Origin of the sequence: Roseibium sp. MMSF_3247, from assembly GCF_030733765.1 — a bacterium.
Taxonomy (GTDB): Bacteria; Pseudomonadota; Alphaproteobacteria; order Rhizobiales; family Stappiaceae; genus Roseibium.
On the sequence record NZ_JASHII010000003.1, the window covers coordinates 624,730 to 645,234 of the forward strand.

Sequence of the window (20,505 nt, forward strand, 5' to 3'; positions counted from 1 at the left end):
GGATCAGGCCCTCTCGTCGATCTGCCGCGACAAGATCGCGGAGAACTCGTCAGCAAAGCCTTCCATACGAGCAACCGCCCGGCCGACATCCGAAGAGAATTTGTTGTATGCGATAACCGCTGGAATGGCGGCCAGAAGACCCAGAGCCGTCGCAAACAGAGCTTCCGCGATACCGGGAGCCACGACCGCAAGGTTCGTACTCTCAGACGCCGCGATCGCCTGGAATGCAGTCATGATGCCCCAAACGGTTCCAAACAGTCCGATGAACGGAGCAGATGACCCAACGGTCGCCAGGATCAGCAACCGGTTTTCCAGCCGCTCCTGCTCGCGCTGGATTGTGACATCCATAACGCGGTCGATCCGTTGTTGAAGGCTTCCAATCGCCGGGCGCGCGCCCTCATGACTGCGCTTCCATTCCCGCATGGCCGCTACAAACAGCGCCGCCAGGGAATGGTTCACACGATTGTGCAGCGTTCCATAAAGCTCTTCCAAAGACTGACCCGACCAGAACACGGTTTCGAACCGGTTCATTTGCCGTTTTGTCTTTCCGAAAATCATGATCTTGTCGACAATGATTGCCCAGCACCAAACCGATGCAGCAAGCAATCCCAACATTACGATCTGTACGACAATGTGCGCTTGCCAGAACAAGCCATAAAAAGAAAGGTCGCCTTTCGGCGCCGCCAATGTCGTTTCGACTAGTGTTTCCATAAACCCGATGACCTCTCGGCCGAATGATGCGTGTTGCATTCAGAGTACCGGCGCCCCGATTGCACCGATCACGGGGGAATTCGCCCCTATTCGCCGACCGCTTCTCTGACGTTTGATTTTGTCAAAACTGGGACTTATTACGCGCAATTGCGCGCTTTTCTAAAAGAATCAATTAAGGTTACTGCAAGATTAACGCGACCCGGTCGAACCGCTTATTTTTGCCGCTGGCGCGCTCAATTATGCGTCAGCGTTTGCCCGCGAACAGCCAAGTCAGTCTTGCTCAGAAGGCCTGTGTTTTAGCAGCTTCTCCGAAAGGGCTGACGGAAGACGGGTTGGCCGACCTTCAGATGAAATGACAGCAACGGTCACTGCCGCCGACACAAGCAGTTCATCACCTCTGTAAATGAGTTGATCAAGCTTGATCCTGGCGCCCTTATACTCGGCTAGAGACGTCTGCACTTCCAGGACATCATCGATCTTCGCAGGTTTCTGGAAATCCAAGGTCATTGTGCGCACGGCAAAAGCCAGCGATGTGCCATCGTCCCCTTCTGCCAACTCACTGTGGTGAATACCGATCAGCCTCAAAAAGTCGGATCGGGCCCGCTCAAAGAAACGGACATAGGCACCGTGGTAGACGATACCTGTGAAATCGGTGTCCTCATAATAGACGCGTACGGGCAGAACGTGACCGCTTTGGTCCAAACGGCCTGCGAGATCCGGCCAATCACTCACGATAGTGTCTCCACAAATCCAAAAAGGGCTCTCCGATCTAAAAACCGGAAAGCCCATAACTCTATTGATTTAGGAAGACGGTCAGGCCGCCGCAACCTCATTGAGGAATTTTTCGACAGATCCTCTCAAGCGATCTGCCTGCTGTTTCATCTCGATCGTCGCGGACAACATGTCATCAACCGCGCGAGAATTCTCAGTAACACCGTCGTTGAGAGACGCAACCGTGGTGGCAACAGAACGGGTCCCATCGGCAGCTTCGGCGACGTTTCTGGAAATTTCGTTCGTCGCAGCGCCTTGTTGCTGTACCGCATCCTGGATGGTGGATGTGTACTCATTGACTTCACCAACGGACTCCGAAACACGCGCGATTTCCGCGACCGCCTCTGTGGTGGACGCCTGAATGGCTGCAATCTGCGTTGAAATCTCTTCGGTCGCCTTGGCCGTTTGCCCCGCAAGCGACTTCACTTCAGAAGCAACAACAGCAAACCCGCGGCCCGCCTCACCAGCGCGTGCGGCCTCAATCGTCGCATTGAGTGCCAGCAGATTGGTCTGTTCGGCAATCTCGGAGATCAGGGAGACAACGTCACCAATCCGGTTGGCAGCTTCAGCCAACCCAGAAATTTTACCGTTAGACACCTGCGCAGCAGTGGTTGTTTGAGCCACGATGCCGGCCGTGGTTTCGACCTGGCGGGAGATTTCTGAAATCGAAGCATTCAGTTCTTCTGTTGCAGAGGCAACAGCCTGCACATTTGCAGATGCGTTTTCGGACGACACCACAGCAGTTTGTCCTTCATCTGCTGCAGCTCCAGATCGCTCACGCAATTCTGCCGTGACGGCTTCAACCCGGCCAATATTGGCTTCAACCAACTCCAGAACGCCTTGGGCTTCTGCGCGGAACCCATTGATCAACGCATCGATATGTTTCTCGCGCTTTTCGCGAGCAATATGGCCAACTTTCCGTTCAGCAGCCAACCTCTCGCGCTCAACCGAGTTGTCTTTGAAGACTTCAATACAGCGCGCCATCTCGCCGATCTCATCCGAGCGTTCGGTCGCATGCACAGGGACTTCAAGATCACCGTCTGCAATTTGCCGCGCTGCCGCAGATAGTCCTTGGAGCGGGGCAAACATCCGGCCTGTCACCCACCAGATGACACCAACGATTGGCACCAGGCACAAGAACCCGGAAATGACCGCGCCATAGGTAATCCGGTCGGCTGCAGCAGACAGCTTGGTCTGGAGAACAGCATCCACAATCCCGTAAGGCATGTTTGCGAATGAGGCGTCAGCTTCCGCATACCGATAGTCGTTTCCATCCAAAACAAGTGTTTCATTGCCCGCATAGACCGTTTGCTTGTCGTGGACAACTTCAGCAGCCCCTGCCGCGTCCAGACCGACCAACTGCCCGGCAGTATCAATCAGGAATACCTTTTCGCCATCTTCAAGTTCACCAGATCCGCTGACCAGGTTTGCGAAGTTTGCCATGTTCACAGAGAAGGCCGCGGCACCGAAAAACCGGTCGAGATAGAAAACCGGTGTAGCGATGATCATGGAAACTTTGCCGTCTTCCCCGGTCATGAAACCCGACGTGAAGATCTGACCCGCTTCAATCGTCTCATTCGCCACCGCGTCGAACAGTGGGCTGAATGCGATTTGCACAGGGTGCCCGGAGATTTCAGCATCGCCGATGTGAAACGCGAACTCATCGCCTTTCGCATACGTGTAAGTGATCACCCCATCCGGAGTTGCCAGCGCTACATCCGAGAAAACACCCTGGCTGACCAGATCCTGGAAGATCGGGTGCACCACTTTGTGGTTGTTCGTGTACTGGTTCCCTTCCGCAGGCTCGATCAGCAAGTGCCGCTCGTCCGGAGAATGCGGGTTGTTGGTGACGTAGATCCCGCGCAGGATCGCGTTCTGGCCTTCTTTGAGGTTCTTCCAGCCAACCAGCGTTTTCATCAGGCTGTTCTTGGCATCTTCGAGCGATGCAAAGAACTTGGCGCTGTCAGCTGCCTGACCCAAGGCGAGTTCAGCGACTTTCAATTTCGCCTTTGTTCCGCTTTGCAAAGCGGCATCCGCCTGACCATTGGCCACATCACGCGAGAGCGTCGATGTAACTGTGACAATCGCGATGCACATTGTGAGTGCACCGGCCAAGAACATAACAGCAAGTTTAGTTGAAAGCCGCTTACGCATAGGTCCCCCCAGAATTCGAGCGAACCCTAGGAAAGAATCGGAAATTATTGGTTAACTAGTAAAAATCCCTACCGTTAAAACTGCAGACATCTTTAGAAGCATTTGCTCAAGGGTAAATGTCTGCCGAACGCTCGGTTTAAGGGTCACGGATCAGAATCGAGGAACAAACCCATTTGCGGCCCATCCGGCCGCGACGGCACGGCAAGACCAAGATGCGAGAATGCGGTTGGCGTCAAGATGCGTCCACGCGGTGTCCGCTGCAAAAATCCGTTTTGTATTAGGTAGGGTTCCACGATTTCTTCAATCGCGTCGCGCGGCTCCGATAAGGCGGCTGCGATGGTCTCGATCCCAACCGGGCCACCGCCGAAGTTGACGGCGATCTGATTGAGATAGCGCCGATCCAGGCTATCGAGCCCGGCGCCATCGACCTCCAGCTGCCGCAAGGCCTTATCCGCCAACGCTCGGTCGACCTTCTCAGCACCTTCAAAAACTGCAAAGTCCCGAACCCGGCGCAGCAGGCGACCCGCGATCCGGGGCGTTCCGCGGGACCGTTTTGCGATCTCATGGGCACCGTCTTCCGCCATACCAATCCCAAGGATGGACGCGCCACGTTTTACGATGTGCTCCAGCTCCGGCACCGTATAGAACTCAAGACGCACCGGAATACCAAACCGGTCGCGCAGAGGCGTTGTGAGAAGTCCCAGACGTGTGGTGGCTGCAACCAGTGTGAATTTCGCAAGATCAATCTTTACTGAGCGCGCGGCTGGCCCCTCTCCGATGATCAGATCCAGTTGATAGTCTTCCATCGCAGGATAAAGGACTTCCTCAACGGCCGGATTGAGTCGATGGATCTCGTCAATAAAAAGAACGTCGCGCTCTTCCAGGTTTGTCAGAAGAGCTGCCAGGTCACCCGCCTTGGCAATGACCGGGCCGGAAGTCGCCCGGAAGTTCACGCCAAGTTCGCGCGCCATGATCTGCGCAAGGGTTGTTTTTCCGAGCCCGGGAGGCCCGACGAACAAGACGTGGTCCAGCGCTTCCCCACGCGCCTTGGCCGCACCAATGAAGACCTTCAGATTCGCACGGGCTTGCGCCTGGCCGACAAAGTCATCAAGCGCTTGCGGGCGCATTGTGCTGTCGATCTCATCGCCCCGGATTTCCGGAGAGACGATGCGCTGGTCATCCGACATGGCTGACCACCACGAACAACAAGACGAGTAGGAACAGAGAGTAGGCGACCCGGATAGCATAGAATTTCCGGAACTGTTTCCGGACAAAAGGATCATCGGTCTCGATCCGGCGCCCCTTGATCGCAAACGGCCGATCACCAACCGTCAGAGAAAACCGATGGTCCAGATACATGATCCCGCCGATCCCAAGCACGACGAAAGAAATCGCAATAACGGCATAGGTAAAAACAATCATCCCGCGAGCTCCTTCAGCCCAAGACGTATCAAGGTTTCCGTTGTCGCATCTTCGCCTGCAGACTGCATCGCCTTGGCAACAGCGGCACTTGCTTGAGGTTGCCCATAACCAAGATTTGTCAAGGCCGATACGGCCTCTGCCACCGGACGAGCCGCCACATTGTCCGCCACCGTTTGAGAGACAGCAATCGTATCTTGATCAATGCTCGCAAAGCCGGGCGCCTTGTCTTTCAGCTCGCTGAGGATCCGCTCTGCGACCCGCTTGCCCACACCTGGCGCACGCGAGATCGTGGCCTTGTCGCCCAGCGCGATCGCATTGGCAACTTCGCTTGCCTTCAAAATCCCGAGTATGCCCAGCGCCACCTTTGCACCAACGCCCTGCACCGTCATCAGGATGCGGAACCATTCCCGTTCGGCTTCCGCTGCAAATCCGTAAAGGCGGATCATGTCTTCGCGCACGATTGTCTCGATAAACAGAACGGCAGCCTCCCCAGCCCGCGGCAGCGCTTGCAATATCCGGGACGGGCAATGCACCTGGTACCCCACGCCATGAACATCAAGGATCACGTGATCCTCTCCATAACTGTCGATTGTTCCCTTCAGTTTCCCGATCATGCTGCCCCCAAGGCTTTCAGTTGCGCAGCCGTGCTCGCCCGGTGCTGGGAATGACAGATGGCAATCGCAAGTGCATCTGCTGCGTCATCTGAATTGAAGGTCGCCCGTGGCATCAAGACCTTCACCATGGCCCGAATCTGTTCTTTTTCCGCGTGCCCGGTCCCGACCACAGTTTTCTTCACCAGGTTCGGAGCATATTCCGCGACCGATAGCCCGGCCAGCGAAGGAACAAGAAGCGCCACGCCGCGCGCTTGACCGAGCTTCAGAGTTGCCCCTGCATCCTTATTGACAAAGGTGTGCTCGACGGCGGCCTCTGCCGGATTGTGCTGACGCACAACAGCGGTCAACCCGTCATGCAACTCGACCAGGCGCTCTGCAAGGCTCTTCTTGTTATCGGAAGTCACCGTCCCTGAGGCAATGAAGGAGAGCCGGTTTCCAGCCGCCTCGATCATGCCCCACCCGGTCCGCCGGAGGCCGGGGTCTATGCCCAGCAATCGAATCGCATGTGTCATGGAACAAATCGGTAACAAAACTTGCCCATTGACGCCAGCTAAAGCGCTGCTTACGAACATTTCCCACAGCGCCTTTCCGCAAATTGCGAGATTGCATGTTCGACATTCTGGCGTCTTTTTCCCCGCAGTTGCTGGTTTTTCTGGCGGCGGTCCTGTTTGTTGCCGGATATATCCGAGGCTTTGCAGGATTTGGCGCAGGAATGATTTTCATACCGGTCGCCGCAAGTGTGATGCTCCCCTCAACGGCGGCCGCCACATTTCTCTTTATCGACAGCATCGTCTCCTTGCCTCTGGTCCGCCGGGCGATCCATTTGTGTGACTGGTCGACGGTGCTTCCTGCAGTGATTGGATCTGTCCTATTTGTCCATGCCGGAGCGTGGTTTCTGGCGACTATGGATGTATTGACCTTGCGTTGGATAATCAGTGCTGTCGTCACAGGCACCCTGGCGCTCGTGGTGTCCGGTTGGCGCTATCAGAAACACCCAACACCTCAGGTTTCATTTGGCGTTGGAGCAGTGTCCGGAGTTCTGGGCGGTGTCTCACAAGTCTCTGCTCCGCCGGTTGCTGCTTTCTGGCTTTCCGGCAGGAACGACACACCAGTCATCCGCGCCAACCTCATTATGTTTTTCCCGCTGGCAAGCATAGGAACATTTGTCGCCTACATACTGAATGGATTTTTCACGGTTGAGGTCGCCCGGCTTCTCGTCCTCGCCATACCGGTATACGGAATTGCGCTTTATCTCGGGTCCAAGGGCTTTACCGGTTCAAATCAGTGGACATACAGATGGATCGCAAACCTGCTCATCGCCATTGCAGCCATTACCAGCCTGCCACTACTAGACCCCCTACTCCGTTAGTTTCGCCTGCCACTTGGCAGACTTTTCTCGCATCAAACGGTCTAGTTCTGCCGAAAACTCTTCCGAAGTTTTGCACGTTTGAGCCAAAACACTTAAGGCAACCAATGCCGCATCGGCCGCTTCCTCGCGCACATCGTGAAGGGTGTGCACTTTGTAGGCACTTCCGGGCGCATCGGTGACTGAAAGCACGGCCTCGGCCAACTCGCCGGTCTCCTCCGACAATTTCAAGGCGCGCTGAAGGAGAGACTTCGGATCCGCTTGGGTGAGTTCGAAAATCTGGAACATATCGCTGAGCCTTGGATTCAATGATCAAAAAGAAAAACCCCGGAAAATCCGGGGTTTGACAATCGGTGTTTCAAAGACCTTAAGAGGCCAGTTCTGCCATGGTTTCTTCATCGACATCGAAGTTGGTGTAGACGTTCTGGACGTCGTCATCGTCTTCCAGCATGTCGATCAGTTTCATCAGCGTTTGGGCCTTGTCAGCATCAACTGGTGTTAGGTTCTGCGGCTTCCAGATGATTTTTGTGGAGTCTGCTTCGCCAAGCGCCTCTTCCAATGCCTTTGCGACATCGTTGAGATCTTCAAATGCCGTGTAGATCGTGTGTCCGTTTTCATCGGATTGAACGTCTTCGGCACCAGCTTCGATGGCCGCTTCAAGAACAGCATCCGCCTCGCCAGCTTCCGGCTTGTAGATGATCTCGCCAACACGGTCGAACATGAAAGACACAGAACCGGTTTCGCCAAGAGACCCGCCACACTTGGTGAAGTAGGATCGAATATTGGACGCCGACCGATTGCGGTTATCTGTCAGGGCTTCAACGACAACAGCAACGCCAGCCGGACCGTAACCTTCATAGCGGATTTCGTCATAACTTTCAGCATCACCAGCTTGCGACTTGTTAATTGCGCGCTGAATGTTGTCTTTCGGCATGGACTGAGCTTTGGCGTTGTTCACCGCCAGGCGCAAGCGCGGGTTGGAGTCCGGATCCGGGTCGCCCATCTTCGCTGCGACAGTAATTTCCTTGGACAGTTTGGAGAACATCTTGGAACGAACGGCGTCCTGACGCCCCTTGCGGTGCATGATGTTCTTGAATTTTGAATGGCCTGCCATGGCTCTTCTCGGCTCTCAGTCGGATTTGCTTTTAACGAAAACTGCGCCGCTTATATGCAAGTTGACGCGGAAAATCCAGTTCCTGAAAATTCGGAACTAGCTTGCGGCCCAGAATGGCGGCAGGACCGGCTCAAGACGCCCGCCAATTCTGACCGGCGCAATCGCTTGGGCCAGTCCGGTCCGATCATCTGTTTCGATCGCTACACCACAAATGGTCGCGGCACCTGTCGCCGGCGTAAATCTGGAACCTGGGATCTTGCGCTGAAAGCGATTGACCGGCTCTTCCTTATCCATGCCCAGCACGCTGTCATATGCACCGCACATGCCGGCATCCGACATGTAGGCCGTGCCGTTTTCCAAAATCTGATGATCTGCCGTCGGAACATGCGTATGCGTGCCAACCACCAGGCTAACCCGGCCGTCCAGGAAATGGCCCATCGCCTGTTTCTCGCTGGTGGCTTCCGCATGAACATCAATAATAATCGCATCAGCAACATCCCCAAGCGGACAGTCGCAGACGACTTTGTCTATTGCCGCAAACGGATCATCGAGTGCATCCATATAGACACGTCCCATGACGTTCGCGACCATGACCTGGGCGCCATTGCGCGCTGTAAAAAGATGCGCGCCCCGGCCAGGCGTCCCGGCCGGATAGTTGACCGGCCGCAGCAAACGGTCCTGACGTTCGATGTAGACAAGTGTATCCCGCTGGTCCCACACATGGTTGCCGGTGGTCACCACATCTGCACCAGCATCCAACACGTCTTGGAGGATCGCTTCGGTTATGCCGAAACCGGATGCGGAGTTTTCGCCGTTGACGATGACAAAATCGAGCTGCTGTTCTTCTACTAGGTCCGGCAGTTGTTCAATGACTGCCGTTCGGCCGACACGGCCCACCAAATCCCCCAGAAAAAGAATACGCATCAAACCTCACAGCACGCCGACTTTGCCAAACGGCCATCCATTAGCAGAACGATTGGTAGCCGTCTTCCGTTAATATCCCAGCGAGGGGTTTGTCGTGCTCTTCTGCCGGGACAAGCTCGACCTCCTGCAAGGCAAACGCAAGGCCAATGCAAAGAAGCGGCCCTGATTTCTCAAGAGCAGAAATCGCGGTGTCATAATGGCCTTTGCCGTACCCGATCCGATTGCCCTGCCGGTCGAACCCCGCAAGCGGCATCAACAGAACATCCGGCCGCAGCTCCTGTGCTTCTGGTCCAGGTGCCATCGTGCCAAAACCGGCATCTTCCATTGCACAGCCCCGGTCCAGCTTCCTGAAAATCAAATGAGGGTCTGCGACAACCGGCAAACACAAGGTATGGCCGTTTTGACGAAGACGGTCTAGCAGCGGACGCGGATCAATCTCGTCCCGGATCGGCCAAAAGCCTGCGACAATTGCCCCCTCCGGGATCGGGAGATCAGAAACGTGATCGGCAAGCGCCAAGCTTTTCTCGATCCGCACGACCTCGGCCATAGCCTTGCGGCGCGCCAAAGCTTCCTTGCGGAGCTGATGTTTTTCGTCTGCGAGTGAAAGATTTGAAGTCATGGGCGCTCACATCATCTGTTTTGACCGGCCCGGCTTGAACGAGACATGCTCAAGCTGCGTAGCCACCCGACCGTTGGATGTGCAATCCCGGAGAACCTACAAAGTAGGTGGGCGCCGTATGCAACGGACCACGGCCCAAAGCAGGGACAGCTCCCTAAGGAATGCGTAAGGCCCCGGGGATAAGTGTCCTGACAAATCGGGCAGCCACGATTACTGCATATAGAGGCACGCCTGCGCAATTACCAGTGCGGCGCCGCGTTGATCACAAACGAAGTCTTGGACAAGGCGGATTTGGCCGCTCAGTCATTGGCCGTTCGCAGGCTCTTCGTAAGTCCGTCGGCAAGCCTTTCGATGCGCGCCGCAGCGGTGTTTACGGCTCTCGAAAGATCCTGTTCATTCTGGCTCATATTGTTGAGGGCAGCCACTTGCTGATCCTTGGCTGCCGCCAACTCCTGCTCAAGCCGTGTAACTTTACGTTCCAGTTCCGACAACTGATCGGTTGCCATGATGCCGGCCATCACAGTCAGGCGCTGATCACCGATCTCACCAAAGGCCAATTTGAGCTCGCCAATCCAGCCATCGAACCGCGCAGCCAACCCTTCGAGGCGCTGCTCTTCGCCATCATCACACGCCATCCGAAAGGACTTGCCATTGATGGTTACGCTAATCTGAGCCAAACCGCATCAGCCTCCGTGGGTGTCCAAAACGCTGCGGATCGTTTCCATGGCCGTTACCAACCGGCGGGAAACATCTTTGTTGGCTTCTTCAAGCCGGGACGCGCGCGCTTCACTTTCGTCCAAAGAGGCAGCCAACTGAGACCTGTCTTCTCCCATACGCTGAAGGTCATCCTGAAGGGAATTGAGAGAACGGTCTGCATCCAAGCGGCGCTGGACGGCAGTCTCCAACTGGCCGAGGGCGGATTCAAGGCGCTTTACGGCATCGGACAGGCTCGTCTTTTCCATGACATCGACTTCCGCCATATAAAGCGTCACCTCAATCCCTCTTGGAGCGGTTTTTGCCGCTTTGTGTTATGCCTTACCCTCAACGTAGCTTTTTGCATAAAAAAAGCAGCGTCCGCAAACAACCAGCGGGTTTCGCGCTTTCCCTGGCAACCTGATAAATCAAAAAAGGTAAATCCGGCCCCGGCAGCTGAGATTAGGTGCACCATATTCTTCCCGTCAATGGCACCATTGTTAGTTTCCTCAATTCGATAACCCCCAAATGCGGAATTTATTCCCTCTTTCGCTATTCAGGGCTTTATTGACTCGCTGACCGTTCCTGATATTTGTCTGGCGCCTGATCGGAACTGACAACAGTTGCCTTTAAAGAAACAACGCACCTTACAACTCCACGCCGGACGGTCCACGCTGGCGGCAGGGGCTCCAACGCAAGCGACGGGACACAGATGAGCGATCTTGAAAAACACCAGCGCATGGCGAATGCAATCCGCTTTCTTGCCATTGATGCCGTGGAACAGGCCAAATCCGGACACCCCGGATTGCCAATGGGCGCGGCCGATATCGCCACTGTCCTTTTTACAGAATTTCTGAAGTTTGACCCGACCGCGCCGAACTGGGCTGACCGCGACCGGTTTGTTCTGTCAGCGGGTCACGGATCCATGCTGCTTTACAGCCTGCTGTATCTGCTCGGCTATGAAGACTTCCCGCTCGAAGAATTGAAAAACTTCCGTCAACTCGGCGCAAAGACCGCCGGTCACCCGGAATTTGGTCATGGTGCGGGTATCGAAACGACCACAGGCCCGCTGGGTCAGGGGCTCGGCAATGCCGTCGGTATGGCGATCGCGGAGCGCTTGCAAGAAGAGCGTTTCGGCAAGGATCTCGTCAATCACTATACCTACGTTCTGGCCGGCGACGGTTGCTTGATGGAAGGCATCAGTCAGGAGGCCCTGTCGCTCGCAGGTCACCTGAAACTGAACAAACTGATCGTAATCTGGGATGACAACGGCATCTCGATCGACGGCGCTGTTAGCATCACGGATTCCACGGATCAGGTTGCCCGTTTTGCTGCTTCTGGATGGAACACGCTGAATGTCGACGGGCACGACCCTGATGGCATCGCGGCTGCAATCCGGCAGGCACAGGCCAGCGACAAACCAACACTGATCGCAGCGAAGACAACCATCGGCTTCGGCGCCCCGACAAAAGCCGGTACGGCCAAGGTGCACGGCGCTCCCCTCGGCGCTGAGGAAATCGCAGGTACCCGCGAGACACTGAACTGGCCGCATGAGCCATTTGAGGTTCCAAGCGAAATTCTGGACGCCTGGCGCATTGCCGGCCTTCGTTCGGCCCACGCTCACAAGGATTGGCAGAAACGCTTCAACGATGCGGACACCGAAACCCGAGCCGAATTTGAACGCCGCAACCGTGGTGATCTTCCGGCAGGATTTGAGCAGGCTGTCCTCGACTACAAGAAGAAGCTTGCCGAAGAGCAGCCGACCATGGCAACGCGCAAAGCATCCGAGGCTGTCCTTGGTGTCATCAACGGCGTTATCCCTGAAACAATCGGTGGTTCTGCCGATCTGACCGGGTCCAACAACACCAAAACGGCGCAGACCAATCCGGTTACCCCGGATGACTTCTCAGGCCGCTACATCCACTACGGCATTCGCGAACACGGCATGGCAGCCGCGATGAACGGCATGGCCCTGCATGGCGGCCTGATCCCCTATTCCGGCGGGTTCCTGATTTTCTCCGACTACTGCCGTCCATCAATCCGCCTCGCAGCCCTGATGAACCAGCGCGTCATTCATGTCATGACGCACGATTCCATCGGTCTGGGGGAAGACGGCCCGACCCACCAGCCGGTTGAACACTTCGCAGCGCTTCGGGCGATCCCGAACCTGACGTTCTTCCGTCCGGCTGATATCACCGAGACACTGGAATGCTGGCAATTGTCGCTGGAGAACAAGGATGGACCTTCCGTTCTTGCCCTGACACGCCAAAACCTGCCGTCCCAGCGCAAGACTTTTGAAGAGAAGAACCTGAGCGCAAATGGCGCGTATGTTCTGATCGAAAGCGAAGACGACGCAGCCGTTACAATCTTTGCCTCAGGTTCTGAGGTGGAGATCGCCGTTGACGCGCATAAGGAACTGACGGACTCAGGTGTTGCCGCTCGCGTTGTTTCCGTGCCGAGCTTCGAACTCTTCGAAGCACAGTCTGCAGACTACAAAGAGGCCGTCATCGGCTCCAGCCCGGTCAAGATCGCCGTCGAAGCCGGCATCCGCATGGGATGGGACCGGTTCATCGGCAATGACGGTCTGTTCATTGGCATGACCGGGTTTGGTGCCAGCGCGCCTTACAAGGAATTGTACGAGCACTTCGGCATCACGAAGGATGCTGTAGTTGCTGCGGCCAAGGAAAAGCTCAACGTTTGATGTAACGTTTCCCGGCAGCGCAGCGGCTCTGCACGCTGCCGGGACTTTTTGGCAATTATTTTGCCTTTTAAATCGATTAGATATAGTAACCTATTGATAGGCGCAGGGCCTAAGCTGGCCCCAAATGCGGGAGAATACTATGGTAACCAAGGTAGCAATCAACGGCTTTGGCCGCATCGGCCGCAACGTTCTGCGTGCCATTATCGAATCTGGCCGCGCTGACATTGAGGTCGTCGGCATCAACGACCTCGGCCCGGTTGAGACCAACGCGCACCTGCTGCGCTACGATTCTGTTCACGGCAAATTTCCGGCAACGGTCACAGTTGACGGTGACACGATTTCCATCGACGGCGGCAAACCGATCAAGGTCACCGCGATCCGCGACCCGAAAGATCTTCCCTGGGGAGAACTGGGTGTCGACATCGCCATGGAATGCACAGGCATTTTCAATTCGAAGGAAAAGGCTGCCGCACACCTCGATGCTGGCGCAAAGCGCGTCCTCGTATCTGCACCGGCGTCTGGCGCCGACAAGACAATTGTTTACGGCGTCAACCATGACACGCTGGCGGCTGAAGACCTTGTCGTTTCCAACGCATCCTGCACCACCAATTGTCTGGCACCGGTCGCCAAGGTCCTGCACGATTCCGTCGGCATCGAAAAAGGCATGATGACGACCATTCACTCCTACACCGGTGACCAGCCGACATTGGATACGATGCACAAGGATCTTTACCGCGCCCGCGCTGCGGCCATGTCCATGATCCCGACATCAACCGGTGCAGCGAAAGCTGTCGGTCTCGTCTTGCCAGAACTGAACGGCAAGTTGGACGGCTTCGCAATGCGCGTTCCAACCCCGAATGTTTCTGTGGTTGACCTCAAGTTCATCGCCAAACGCGACACCACTGTTGAAGAGATCAATGCTGCAGTCAAAGCGGCAGCGGGCGGAGCCCTGACAGGCGTGCTCGGCTACACTGAAGACAAGAACGTCTCCATCGACTTCAACCACGACCCGCACTCGTCGATCTTCCATATGGATCAGACCAAGGTCATGGACGGGACAATGGTGTCGGTGCTGTCCTGGTATGACAACGAGTGGGGCTTCTCCAACCGGATGGCGGACACGGCCATCGCCATGGCAAAACTGATTTAAAACATGGTCTGGATGGGCAGCCATCTGCTATGACATATAGGCGGATGCAGGTCTCCTGCATCCGCTTTTTGTTTGCTTAAAACATCCAACCTGGGGGCACGCTTGCTCGAGCTTTTCACTGTAATTTCACTAACGATTGTCGTTGCGATCGTTCCTGGCCCCGACTTCGCCGTTGTGCTTCGCAACGCGCTCATCGGTGGCCGTTTGGCCGGTATCATGACCGCACTTGGCATCGCCCTCGCTTTAGGCGTTCACGTTACCTACGCCCTCGCCGGAATTGGCCTCATCGTCTCGCAGTCCATTTTTCTCTTTAATGCACTCAAGCTCATCGGCGCAGCTTATCTGGTGTTTCTAGGTGTCACCATGTACCGGACAGCTTCAAGGGAAATGCCGGCAGACAGCGCGCTTGCTGGTATGCCCCCGCTAAAGGCTCTGCGCTGGGGTTTCTTCACCAACGTGACCAATCCCAAGGCAACAATGTTCGCTCTCAGCGTCTTTCTGCAGGTCACCTCCCCGGAAACACCGCTTTGGACCAAGGTCAGTTATGGCGTGATCATGGCAAGCGGCGTATTCCTTTGGTTCGTGCTCGTCACTTTCTTCTTCACGCTGCCGCCAGTGCGCCAGCAATTCATCCGCGCAAAACTCTGGATGGAACGGTCCTTCGGCGTTCTCTTGACCCTTTTCGGGATCGGTATCGCTGTTACAACCAGTTCAACCCGCCCCTGACAACTAGGTGGATCTCATGACTTTCAAGACACTCGACGACATCACCGATCTTTCAGGCAAACGCGTCCTTGTTCGCGTTGACCTCAATGTTCCGATGGACAATTACAAAGTCACCGACACAACCCGTATCGAACGGGTTCTACCGACAATCAAAGAACTCTCCGAGAAAGGCGCCAAGGTCATTCTGCTCGCGCATTTTGGCCGACCGAAAGGTGAAAAGGTCAAGGAACTGTCCCTTGCGCCGGTGACACGAGCCGTTTCTGATCTGCTTGGCAAGACCGTTGGCTTCGCGGAAGACTGCATCGGCCCCTCGGCGGCCGGCGCGGTTGCGGTCATGCAAAACGGCCAGGTTCTTATGATGGAAAACACGCGTTTCCACAAAGGCGAAGAAAAGAACGATCCGGAGTTTGCAAAAGCGCTCGCCGCCAATGGCGACATCTATGTGAATGATGCGTTTTCCGCCGCTCACCGGGCGCATGGTTCGACGGAAGGCATCGCCCAGCTGCTTCCGGCATATGCAGGCCGCACGATGCAGGCGGAGCTAGTAGCACTCGGCTCCGCGCTTGGTGAACCCGTCCGCCCTGTTCTGGCTGTTGTAGGCGGCGCTAAGGTGTCGTCCAAAATCGACCTTCTGGAGAACCTCGTTGCCAAAGTGGACATGCTGGTGATTGGCGGCGGCATGGCCAACACTTTCTTGGCCGCCAAAGGCGTAAATGTCGGCAAGTCGCTGTGCGAACATGACCTTTCGGACACGGCAAAGAAGATTATGGTTGCTGCGGAGACCGCTGGCTGCGAAATCGTGCTGCCGGTCGATGCCGTTGTCGCCAAGGAGTTCAAGGCAGGCGCGGACAACGAAACCGTGTCGGTGGACGCTATACCTGCGGATGGCATGATCCTGGATGTTGGCGCAGCGTCGGTTGAGGTGGTGAAGTCTAAAATCGACGCTGCCAAGACCCTGGTCTGGAATGGCCCCCTCGGTGCCTTTGAAATCGCCCCGTTTGATACTGCGACTGTGGCGGCTGCCAAACACGCTGCCAAGAACACCAAATCCGGCAAATTGAACTCTGTTGCCGGTGGCGGTGACACGGTGGCAGCCCTCAATCATGCAGGAGCTGCAAGCGATTTCTCTTATGTATCGACCGCAGGCGGCGCGTTCCTTGAGTGGCTTGAAGGCAAGGAACTGCCGGGCGTAAAGGCTTTGGAGAGCTGATCTACAACGCTTCGGGAGATTGAAATGCAACGTGCTTTCACCAACATCCTGACAGAAGAGGTCGCGGTCACCGCGGCCTTTTACCAGAAGCTCTTTGGTTACACGGCGAAGTTCTCTTCTGACTGGTTTGTAAACCTGGAGGCCCCTGATCAAACGGGTTTGGAGCTCGGCATACTTCTCGCAAGCCATGAGATTGTGCCCGAGGCCGCTCGGCATCAACCCGCAGGCATCATCTTGACGTTTGTCCTTGATGATTGCGATGCTGTTCACAACAGAGCATTGGAGTTGGGTGCAAACATCATCGAAGCGCCGCGCGACATGCCATATGGACAACGCCGGATGATCTTGAGCGATCCATCAGGAACAATCATTGATGTGAGCTCACTGATCCAGGCTGGCAGTTGAGTTCATAAAAACCACCTCAATTAATTCACAGGTCAAATTAATCACAACCGGGTAGAAACCGGCATCACCTTGAAATTAAATTGATTTAAGAAACCTCTCGCCCCTTTTCCTCTGCCGGATTCTTGATAGAACCACCGGAGATTGACGCACCGCAACACCCGGATCGTAAAACAACCCCAAAGTGGACGCTGCGATACCGGCTTCTGGGAGACATAAATGGCCCGCATTACACTCCGCCAGCTGCTTGATCACGCTGCCGAAAACGATTACGGCGTGCCGGCATTCAACATCAACAACATGGAACAGGCGCTGGCCATCATGTCCGCCGCTGACCAGACCGATTCTCCAGTGATCATTCAGGCTTCCCGCGGTGCCCGGGCCTACGCACATGATGTTATGCTGAAGCACATGATGGACGCGGTTGTCGAAATCTACCCGCACATCCCAGTTTGCGTTCACCTGGACCACGGCAATGCGGCCCAAACCTGCATGACTGCGATTCAGGCGGGCTTTACATCCGTCATGATGGACGGCTCTCTGGAAGCGGACGGCAAAACTCCTGCGTCCTGGGATTACAACGTCGGCGTCACAAAAACCGTGACCGACATGGCGCATCTCGGCGGCATCTCGGTCGAAGGTGAATTGGGTGTCCTCGGCTCCCTTGAAACCGGCATGGGCGACAAGGAAGACGGTCACGGTGCAGAAGGCAAGCTGACAGAAGATCAGCTCCTGACCGATCCGGATGAAGCGGTAAAATTCGTCAAGGAAACCAAGGTGGACGCGCTGGCAATTGCCATGGGCACAAGCCACGGCGCCTACAAGTTCACCCGCAAGCCAGACGGTGATATCCTTGCCATGCACGTGATCGAAGAGATCCACCGCCGCCTGCCGGACACACATCTTGTGATGCACGGGTCCTCTACGGTACCCCAGGATCTTCAGGACATCATCAACCAGTATGGCGGGGAAATGCCGCAAACCTGGGGTGTGCCGGTTGAAGAAATCCAGCGTGGGATCAAAAACGGCGTGCGCAAGGTCAACATCGATACCGACAACCGCATGGCGATGACCGGCCAGATCCGCAAGATCTTGCAGGAAAACCCTGGCGAATTCGATCCGCGCAAATACCTGAAGCCGGCACGTGAGGCAATGCAAAAGCTCTGTGTAGCCCGTCTGGAAGCGTTCAACACCGCAGGCCAAGCATCCAAGATCAAGAAAATTGTCACGCTGTCCGACATGGCGGCCCGCTACCAGAATGGTAGCCTGGATCCGAAGATCGCCTGAGTATTGGCAACATCTGTCACGTTGGTCAGATCAAAATCTTGAAAGAGGGGCCTTGCGTCCCTCTTTCGCCGTCTTTAGGGACAAGAAACGGCAGTAACGCGCTGCCATACTCAATCATGCATCAGGACAGATTTTCGTGAACCGACCCCGCCTTTTCCTTGTGACACCGCCTGCATTTGATACGGTAAAGGTCGCAGATCAGCTCAAACAGGCTTTCACGGGCGGTGATATCGCGTGTGTGATGATCTACATGCCGGATGCATCAACAAAGGACATTCAAGCGGCAGCAGAAGTCCTTGTTCCGATCATTCAGGAAGGCGGCGCAGCCGCATTGGTCTACGGCGACACACAAGCGGCGGGTCGCTCGGGCGCCGATGGGGTCCACGTCGACAAGTCCCTTGAAGATGTGAAACTCGCCGTGGAGAGCTTCCAGCCCGACCGCGTCGTCGGGACAGGCGGAACCAAAACGAAACATGATGCCATGGAATGGGCAGAGACCGGCGTCGACTACCTGTTCTTCGGCAAGCTGGATCTGACGGAAAAAGAAACCGCCCACGACAAGACCCTGTCCGGTGCCAATTGGTGGGCGGAACTTTTCGAGACACCTTGTGTCGCCCTGGCGGGCAACACACTTGAAACACTTGCCGAGGTGGCGGCCACTGGCGCCGACTTCGTTGCCCTGAAGGATGCTGTCTGGGATTCTGAAGACATCGCCAAGACAATTTCAGATGCCAACACGGTGCTTGAAGCGCACCCGTTCCCGGAGGTTGACTGACAGCCGTATGAGAGGTCTCAAACCGGCCATGGATAAACTGACCACCACCCCCGTGGTTCGGCACACTGCAGCGGCAGCATTCGTGTCTGCAGCTTTGATTGGATTGCCCTTAGCCGCATCCGGACAAACGGAAACACCGGCGGCAGATATCTCGGCAGTTGAAGCTCCAGGCACTGCGAAACTTCCTGCACTTGTCGATGTCACGACACGGGACAAAACCATTGCCAGCCTGATCGATTCCGGCCCCCCGTCTCTGGCCGACGGGGAAACGGCTTCCTCGGACACAGCCTACAGCGCCTTCCAGCGCGGCTGGCATTTGACCGCTTTGGCCCTGGCAACGCCGCTCGCGGAGAACGGCGACCGATCCGCGCAAGCGTTGTTGGGTGTTCTCCATGAGGCAGGGCTTGGCATCAAACAGGACAAGGCGAAAGCTGCGGACTGGTATGGTCTTGCAGCGGCACAAGGCGACAATGGGTCTGCGCTTCAGCTCGCGCAACTATACCTGCTCGGCGATGCCATACCGCAGGACAAGGCCAAGGCAGCCGAACTCTTCGAACAAGCTGCCGAAGCGGACAACCCTTCCGCGCTCTATAATCTTGCGATGCTTTACAAGGAGGGCGAGGGGCGGCCTTACAACGAGGAAAAGGCACGGGAACTTCTCGAAGAAGCTGCTCAACTGAACGATCCTGAAGCGCAATACACACTCGCCTTGGCATATCTTGAATCCGGTGACGGTCTCAATGATCCTGGCAAAGGTGCCTTCTGGATGGGGCGCGCCGCCCGCAGAGGTCATACCTTTGCGCAAGTCTACTACGGCATTCTCCGGTTTCAGGGCCGCGGCGTAGATCCCGATGAAAGCGAAGCTGCAGATTGGTTTGAACGCGCAGCAACTGCTGGAAACCCTGTCGCTATGAACCGGCTTGCCCGGATCTATGCGTATGGCCGCGGGCGCGAGCATGACAATGCTGCGGCTGCCGGATGGCATCTTATTGCCCGGACACTTGGAGTTTCCGACCCGACACTGGACGGCATATTCGGAACGCTGGACGACGAGACACTTGCTGCCGCAAGAAAGCTGGCTGAGCAGTATTCCGCGACCTTGATGGCACCATCGGACGAATCGTACCTGAACTCTCCGTAATCCTGGCAATTGCCCGACTGTTTGTGGCCGGAGCTCGCTTTTTTCCTTGAAAGAAGCGAGCATTTATGGTGGACAGGCGCAATCCATTGTTGGCGCGGTCTATTGAACTGATTTTTGCGCCGTACAAGATCCAGACAAATCAAAAATCGGTCGTTCCATGAAAATCAACGGTAACGAAATCAAGCCGGGCAACGTGCTTCAGCATCAGGAAACCCTGTGGGCCGTCGTCAAGGTTCAACACGTAAAGCCTGGAAAGGGCGGTGCGTTTGCGCAGGTCGAAATGAAAAACCTGCTAGACGGCCGCAAGCTCAATGAGCGCTTCCGGTCTGAAGATAAAGTCGAGCGCGTCCGTCTTGAGCAGAAGGACTTCCAGTACCTTTACACGCAAGACGACATGCTGATCTTCATGGACACAGAGACCTACGAACAGCTGGAATTGCAGACAGAGTTTGTCGGCGATCGTGCCGCCTTCCTGCAGGACGGCATGATGGTGACCGTGGAACTTCATGAAGAGCGCCCGATAGGCATCACTCTGCCGCAACACGTCACGCTGGAAATCAGCGAAGCCGATGCGGTCGTGAAAGGCCAGACCCAGTCTTCATCCTACAAGCCGGCGCTCATGGAAAATGGCGTTCGCGTGATGGTGCCGCCGTTCATCACCGCTGGCGAAAAAATTATCGTCGACACCGGTACGCTGGAATACGTGAAGCGCGCAGACTGACGCC

The 20,505-nt window shown here is 55.8% G+C and carries 23 protein-coding genes and 1 other RNA gene; 10 read left to right on the forward strand and 14 right to left on the reverse strand.

Going from position 1 to position 20,505, the window contains the following annotated elements; all coding sequences use genetic code 11:
* Positions 1-3 precede the first annotated feature (3 nt).
* The 7 genes from tolQ to ruvC form a co-directional block, all read right to left on the reverse strand.
* On the reverse strand, positions 4-711 hold the full coding sequence (gene tolQ / locus RBB44_RS13190) for a protein TolQ (protein ID WP_306147881.1): 708 nt from the start codon (positions 709-711) through the stop codon (positions 4-6).
* Positions 712-981: 270 nt separating this feature from the next.
* Positions 982-1,443 (reverse strand): tol-pal system-associated acyl-CoA thioesterase, encoded by a 462-nt coding sequence (ybgC, locus tag RBB44_RS13195; RefSeq protein WP_209179836.1) that lies wholly within the window; start codon positions 1,441-1,443, stop codon positions 982-984.
* A gap of 81 nt (positions 1,444-1,524) precedes the next feature.
* Positions 1,525-3,636, reverse strand: a complete 2,112-nt coding sequence (locus RBB44_RS13200) for a methyl-accepting chemotaxis protein (RefSeq protein ID WP_306147787.1) — start codon at positions 3,634-3,636, stop codon at positions 1,525-1,527.
* Between the two features lie 143 nt (positions 3,637-3,779).
* Positions 3,780-4,823 carry a Holliday junction branch migration DNA helicase RuvB gene (gene ruvB, locus RBB44_RS13205; protein ID WP_306147788.1) on the reverse strand — a complete coding sequence of 348 codons (1,044 nt, stop codon included), beginning with the start codon at positions 4,821-4,823 and terminating at the stop codon, positions 3,780-3,782.
* Positions 4,813-5,058 (reverse strand): hypothetical protein, encoded by a 246-nt coding sequence (locus RBB44_RS13210; protein WP_008196106.1) that lies wholly within the window; start codon positions 5,056-5,058, stop codon positions 4,813-4,815. Before RBB44_RS13210 ends, ruvB begins: the two co-directional genes overlap by 11 nt.
* Entirely contained in the window at positions 5,055-5,672 is a 618-nt protein-coding gene (ruvA, locus tag RBB44_RS13215; RefSeq protein WP_306147789.1) for a Holliday junction branch migration protein RuvA, read from the reverse strand. The genes RBB44_RS13210 and ruvA overlap by 4 nt, the downstream gene beginning before the upstream one ends.
* Positions 5,669-6,184, reverse strand: coding sequence for a crossover junction endodeoxyribonuclease RuvC (gene ruvC, locus RBB44_RS13220; protein ID WP_306147790.1), 516 nt, complete (start codon positions 6,182-6,184; stop codon positions 5,669-5,671). The genes ruvA and ruvC overlap by 4 nt, the downstream gene beginning before the upstream one ends.
* Before the next feature lie 95 nt (positions 6,185-6,279).
* On the opposite strand from ruvC, the gene RBB44_RS13225 reads away from it, so the two are divergent.
* The gene (locus RBB44_RS13225) at positions 6,280-7,041 is read left to right on the forward strand and encodes a sulfite exporter TauE/SafE family protein (protein WP_306147791.1); all 762 of its coding nucleotides are present in this window, start codon (positions 6,280-6,282) and stop codon (positions 7,039-7,041) included.
* Here RBB44_RS13225 and RBB44_RS13230 read toward each other — a convergent pair.
* The 7 genes from RBB44_RS13230 to RBB44_RS13260 form a co-directional block, all read right to left on the reverse strand.
* The gene (locus tag RBB44_RS13230; RefSeq protein WP_306147792.1) at positions 7,030-7,326 is read right to left on the reverse strand and encodes a MazG-like family protein; all 297 of its coding nucleotides are present in this window, start codon (positions 7,324-7,326) and stop codon (positions 7,030-7,032) included. The two genes, RBB44_RS13225 and RBB44_RS13230, sit on opposite strands and share 12 nt — an antisense overlap.
* A 79-nt stretch (positions 7,327-7,405) precedes the next feature.
* Positions 7,406-8,152 carry a YebC/PmpR family DNA-binding transcriptional regulator gene (locus RBB44_RS13235; protein WP_040451022.1) on the reverse strand — a complete coding sequence of 249 codons (747 nt, stop codon included), beginning with the start codon at positions 8,150-8,152 and terminating at the stop codon, positions 7,406-7,408.
* Positions 8,153-8,248: 96 nt separating this feature from the next.
* Complete coding sequence (locus RBB44_RS13240) at positions 8,249-9,076, reverse strand: TIGR00282 family metallophosphoesterase (RefSeq protein WP_306147793.1); 828 nt, start codon at positions 9,074-9,076, stop codon at positions 8,249-8,251.
* 40 nt (positions 9,077-9,116) lie between these two features.
* Positions 9,117-9,695: a 5-formyltetrahydrofolate cyclo-ligase gene (locus RBB44_RS13245; RefSeq protein WP_306147794.1), complete on the reverse strand. Its 579-nt coding sequence runs from the start codon at positions 9,693-9,695 to the stop codon at positions 9,117-9,119.
* Between the two features lie 55 nt (positions 9,696-9,750).
* Positions 9,751-9,905: non-coding RNA, 6S RNA (gene ssrS, locus RBB44_RS13250), on the reverse strand.
* An 89-nt stretch (positions 9,906-9,994) separates the two neighbouring features.
* A complete protein-coding gene (locus tag RBB44_RS13255) occupies positions 9,995-10,372 on the reverse strand; it encodes a cell division protein ZapA (RefSeq protein ID WP_306147795.1) in 378 nt (125 codons plus the stop codon).
* 6 nt (positions 10,373-10,378) lie between these two features.
* Entirely contained in the window at positions 10,379-10,657 is a 279-nt protein-coding gene (locus RBB44_RS13260; protein ID WP_209174937.1) for a DUF4164 domain-containing protein, read from the reverse strand.
* Positions 10,658-11,100: 443 nt separating this feature from the next.
* On the opposite strand from RBB44_RS13260, the gene tkt reads away from it, so the two are divergent.
* The 9 genes from tkt to efp all read left to right on the forward strand — a co-directional run bounded on the left by tkt (position 11,101) and on the right by efp (position 20,501).
* Positions 11,101-13,089 carry a transketolase gene (gene tkt, locus RBB44_RS13265; RefSeq protein ID WP_306147796.1) on the forward strand — a complete coding sequence of 663 codons (1,989 nt, stop codon included), beginning with the start codon at positions 11,101-11,103 and terminating at the stop codon, positions 13,087-13,089.
* Between the two features lie 139 nt (positions 13,090-13,228).
* Positions 13,229-14,239 carry a type I glyceraldehyde-3-phosphate dehydrogenase gene (gene gap, locus RBB44_RS13270; RefSeq protein ID WP_306147797.1) on the forward strand — a complete coding sequence of 337 codons (1,011 nt, stop codon included), beginning with the start codon at positions 13,229-13,231 and terminating at the stop codon, positions 14,237-14,239.
* Positions 14,240-14,341: 102 nt separating this feature from the next.
* Positions 14,342-14,965: a LysE family translocator gene (locus RBB44_RS13275; protein WP_133951419.1), complete on the forward strand. Its 624-nt coding sequence runs from the start codon at positions 14,342-14,344 to the stop codon at positions 14,963-14,965.
* Positions 14,966-14,981: 16 nt separating this feature from the next.
* Positions 14,982-16,175, forward strand: coding sequence for a phosphoglycerate kinase (pgk, locus tag RBB44_RS13280; RefSeq protein WP_306147798.1), 1,194 nt, complete (start codon positions 14,982-14,984; stop codon positions 16,173-16,175).
* Positions 16,176-16,199: 24 nt separating this feature from the next.
* Positions 16,200-16,580, forward strand: a complete 381-nt coding sequence (locus RBB44_RS13285) for a VOC family protein (RefSeq protein WP_209174814.1) — start codon at positions 16,200-16,202, stop codon at positions 16,578-16,580.
* A 216-nt stretch (positions 16,581-16,796) separates the two neighbouring features.
* Positions 16,797-17,864: a class II fructose-bisphosphate aldolase gene (fba, locus tag RBB44_RS13290; RefSeq protein WP_306147799.1), complete on the forward strand. Its 1,068-nt coding sequence runs from the start codon at positions 16,797-16,799 to the stop codon at positions 17,862-17,864.
* A 136-nt stretch (positions 17,865-18,000) separates the two neighbouring features.
* Positions 18,001-18,639 carry a thiamine phosphate synthase gene (locus RBB44_RS13295; protein ID WP_306147800.1) on the forward strand — a complete coding sequence of 213 codons (639 nt, stop codon included), beginning with the start codon at positions 18,001-18,003 and terminating at the stop codon, positions 18,637-18,639.
* A 7-nt stretch (positions 18,640-18,646) separates the two neighbouring features.
* Positions 18,647-19,780 (forward strand): tetratricopeptide repeat protein, encoded by a 1,134-nt coding sequence (locus RBB44_RS13300; protein WP_306147801.1) that lies wholly within the window; start codon positions 18,647-18,649, stop codon positions 19,778-19,780.
* A 157-nt stretch (positions 19,781-19,937) separates the two neighbouring features.
* Positions 19,938-20,501: an elongation factor P gene (gene efp / locus RBB44_RS13305; protein ID WP_008196321.1), complete on the forward strand. Its 564-nt coding sequence runs from the start codon at positions 19,938-19,940 to the stop codon at positions 20,499-20,501.
* The last annotated feature ends 4 nt before the right edge of the window (positions 20,502-20,505 follow it).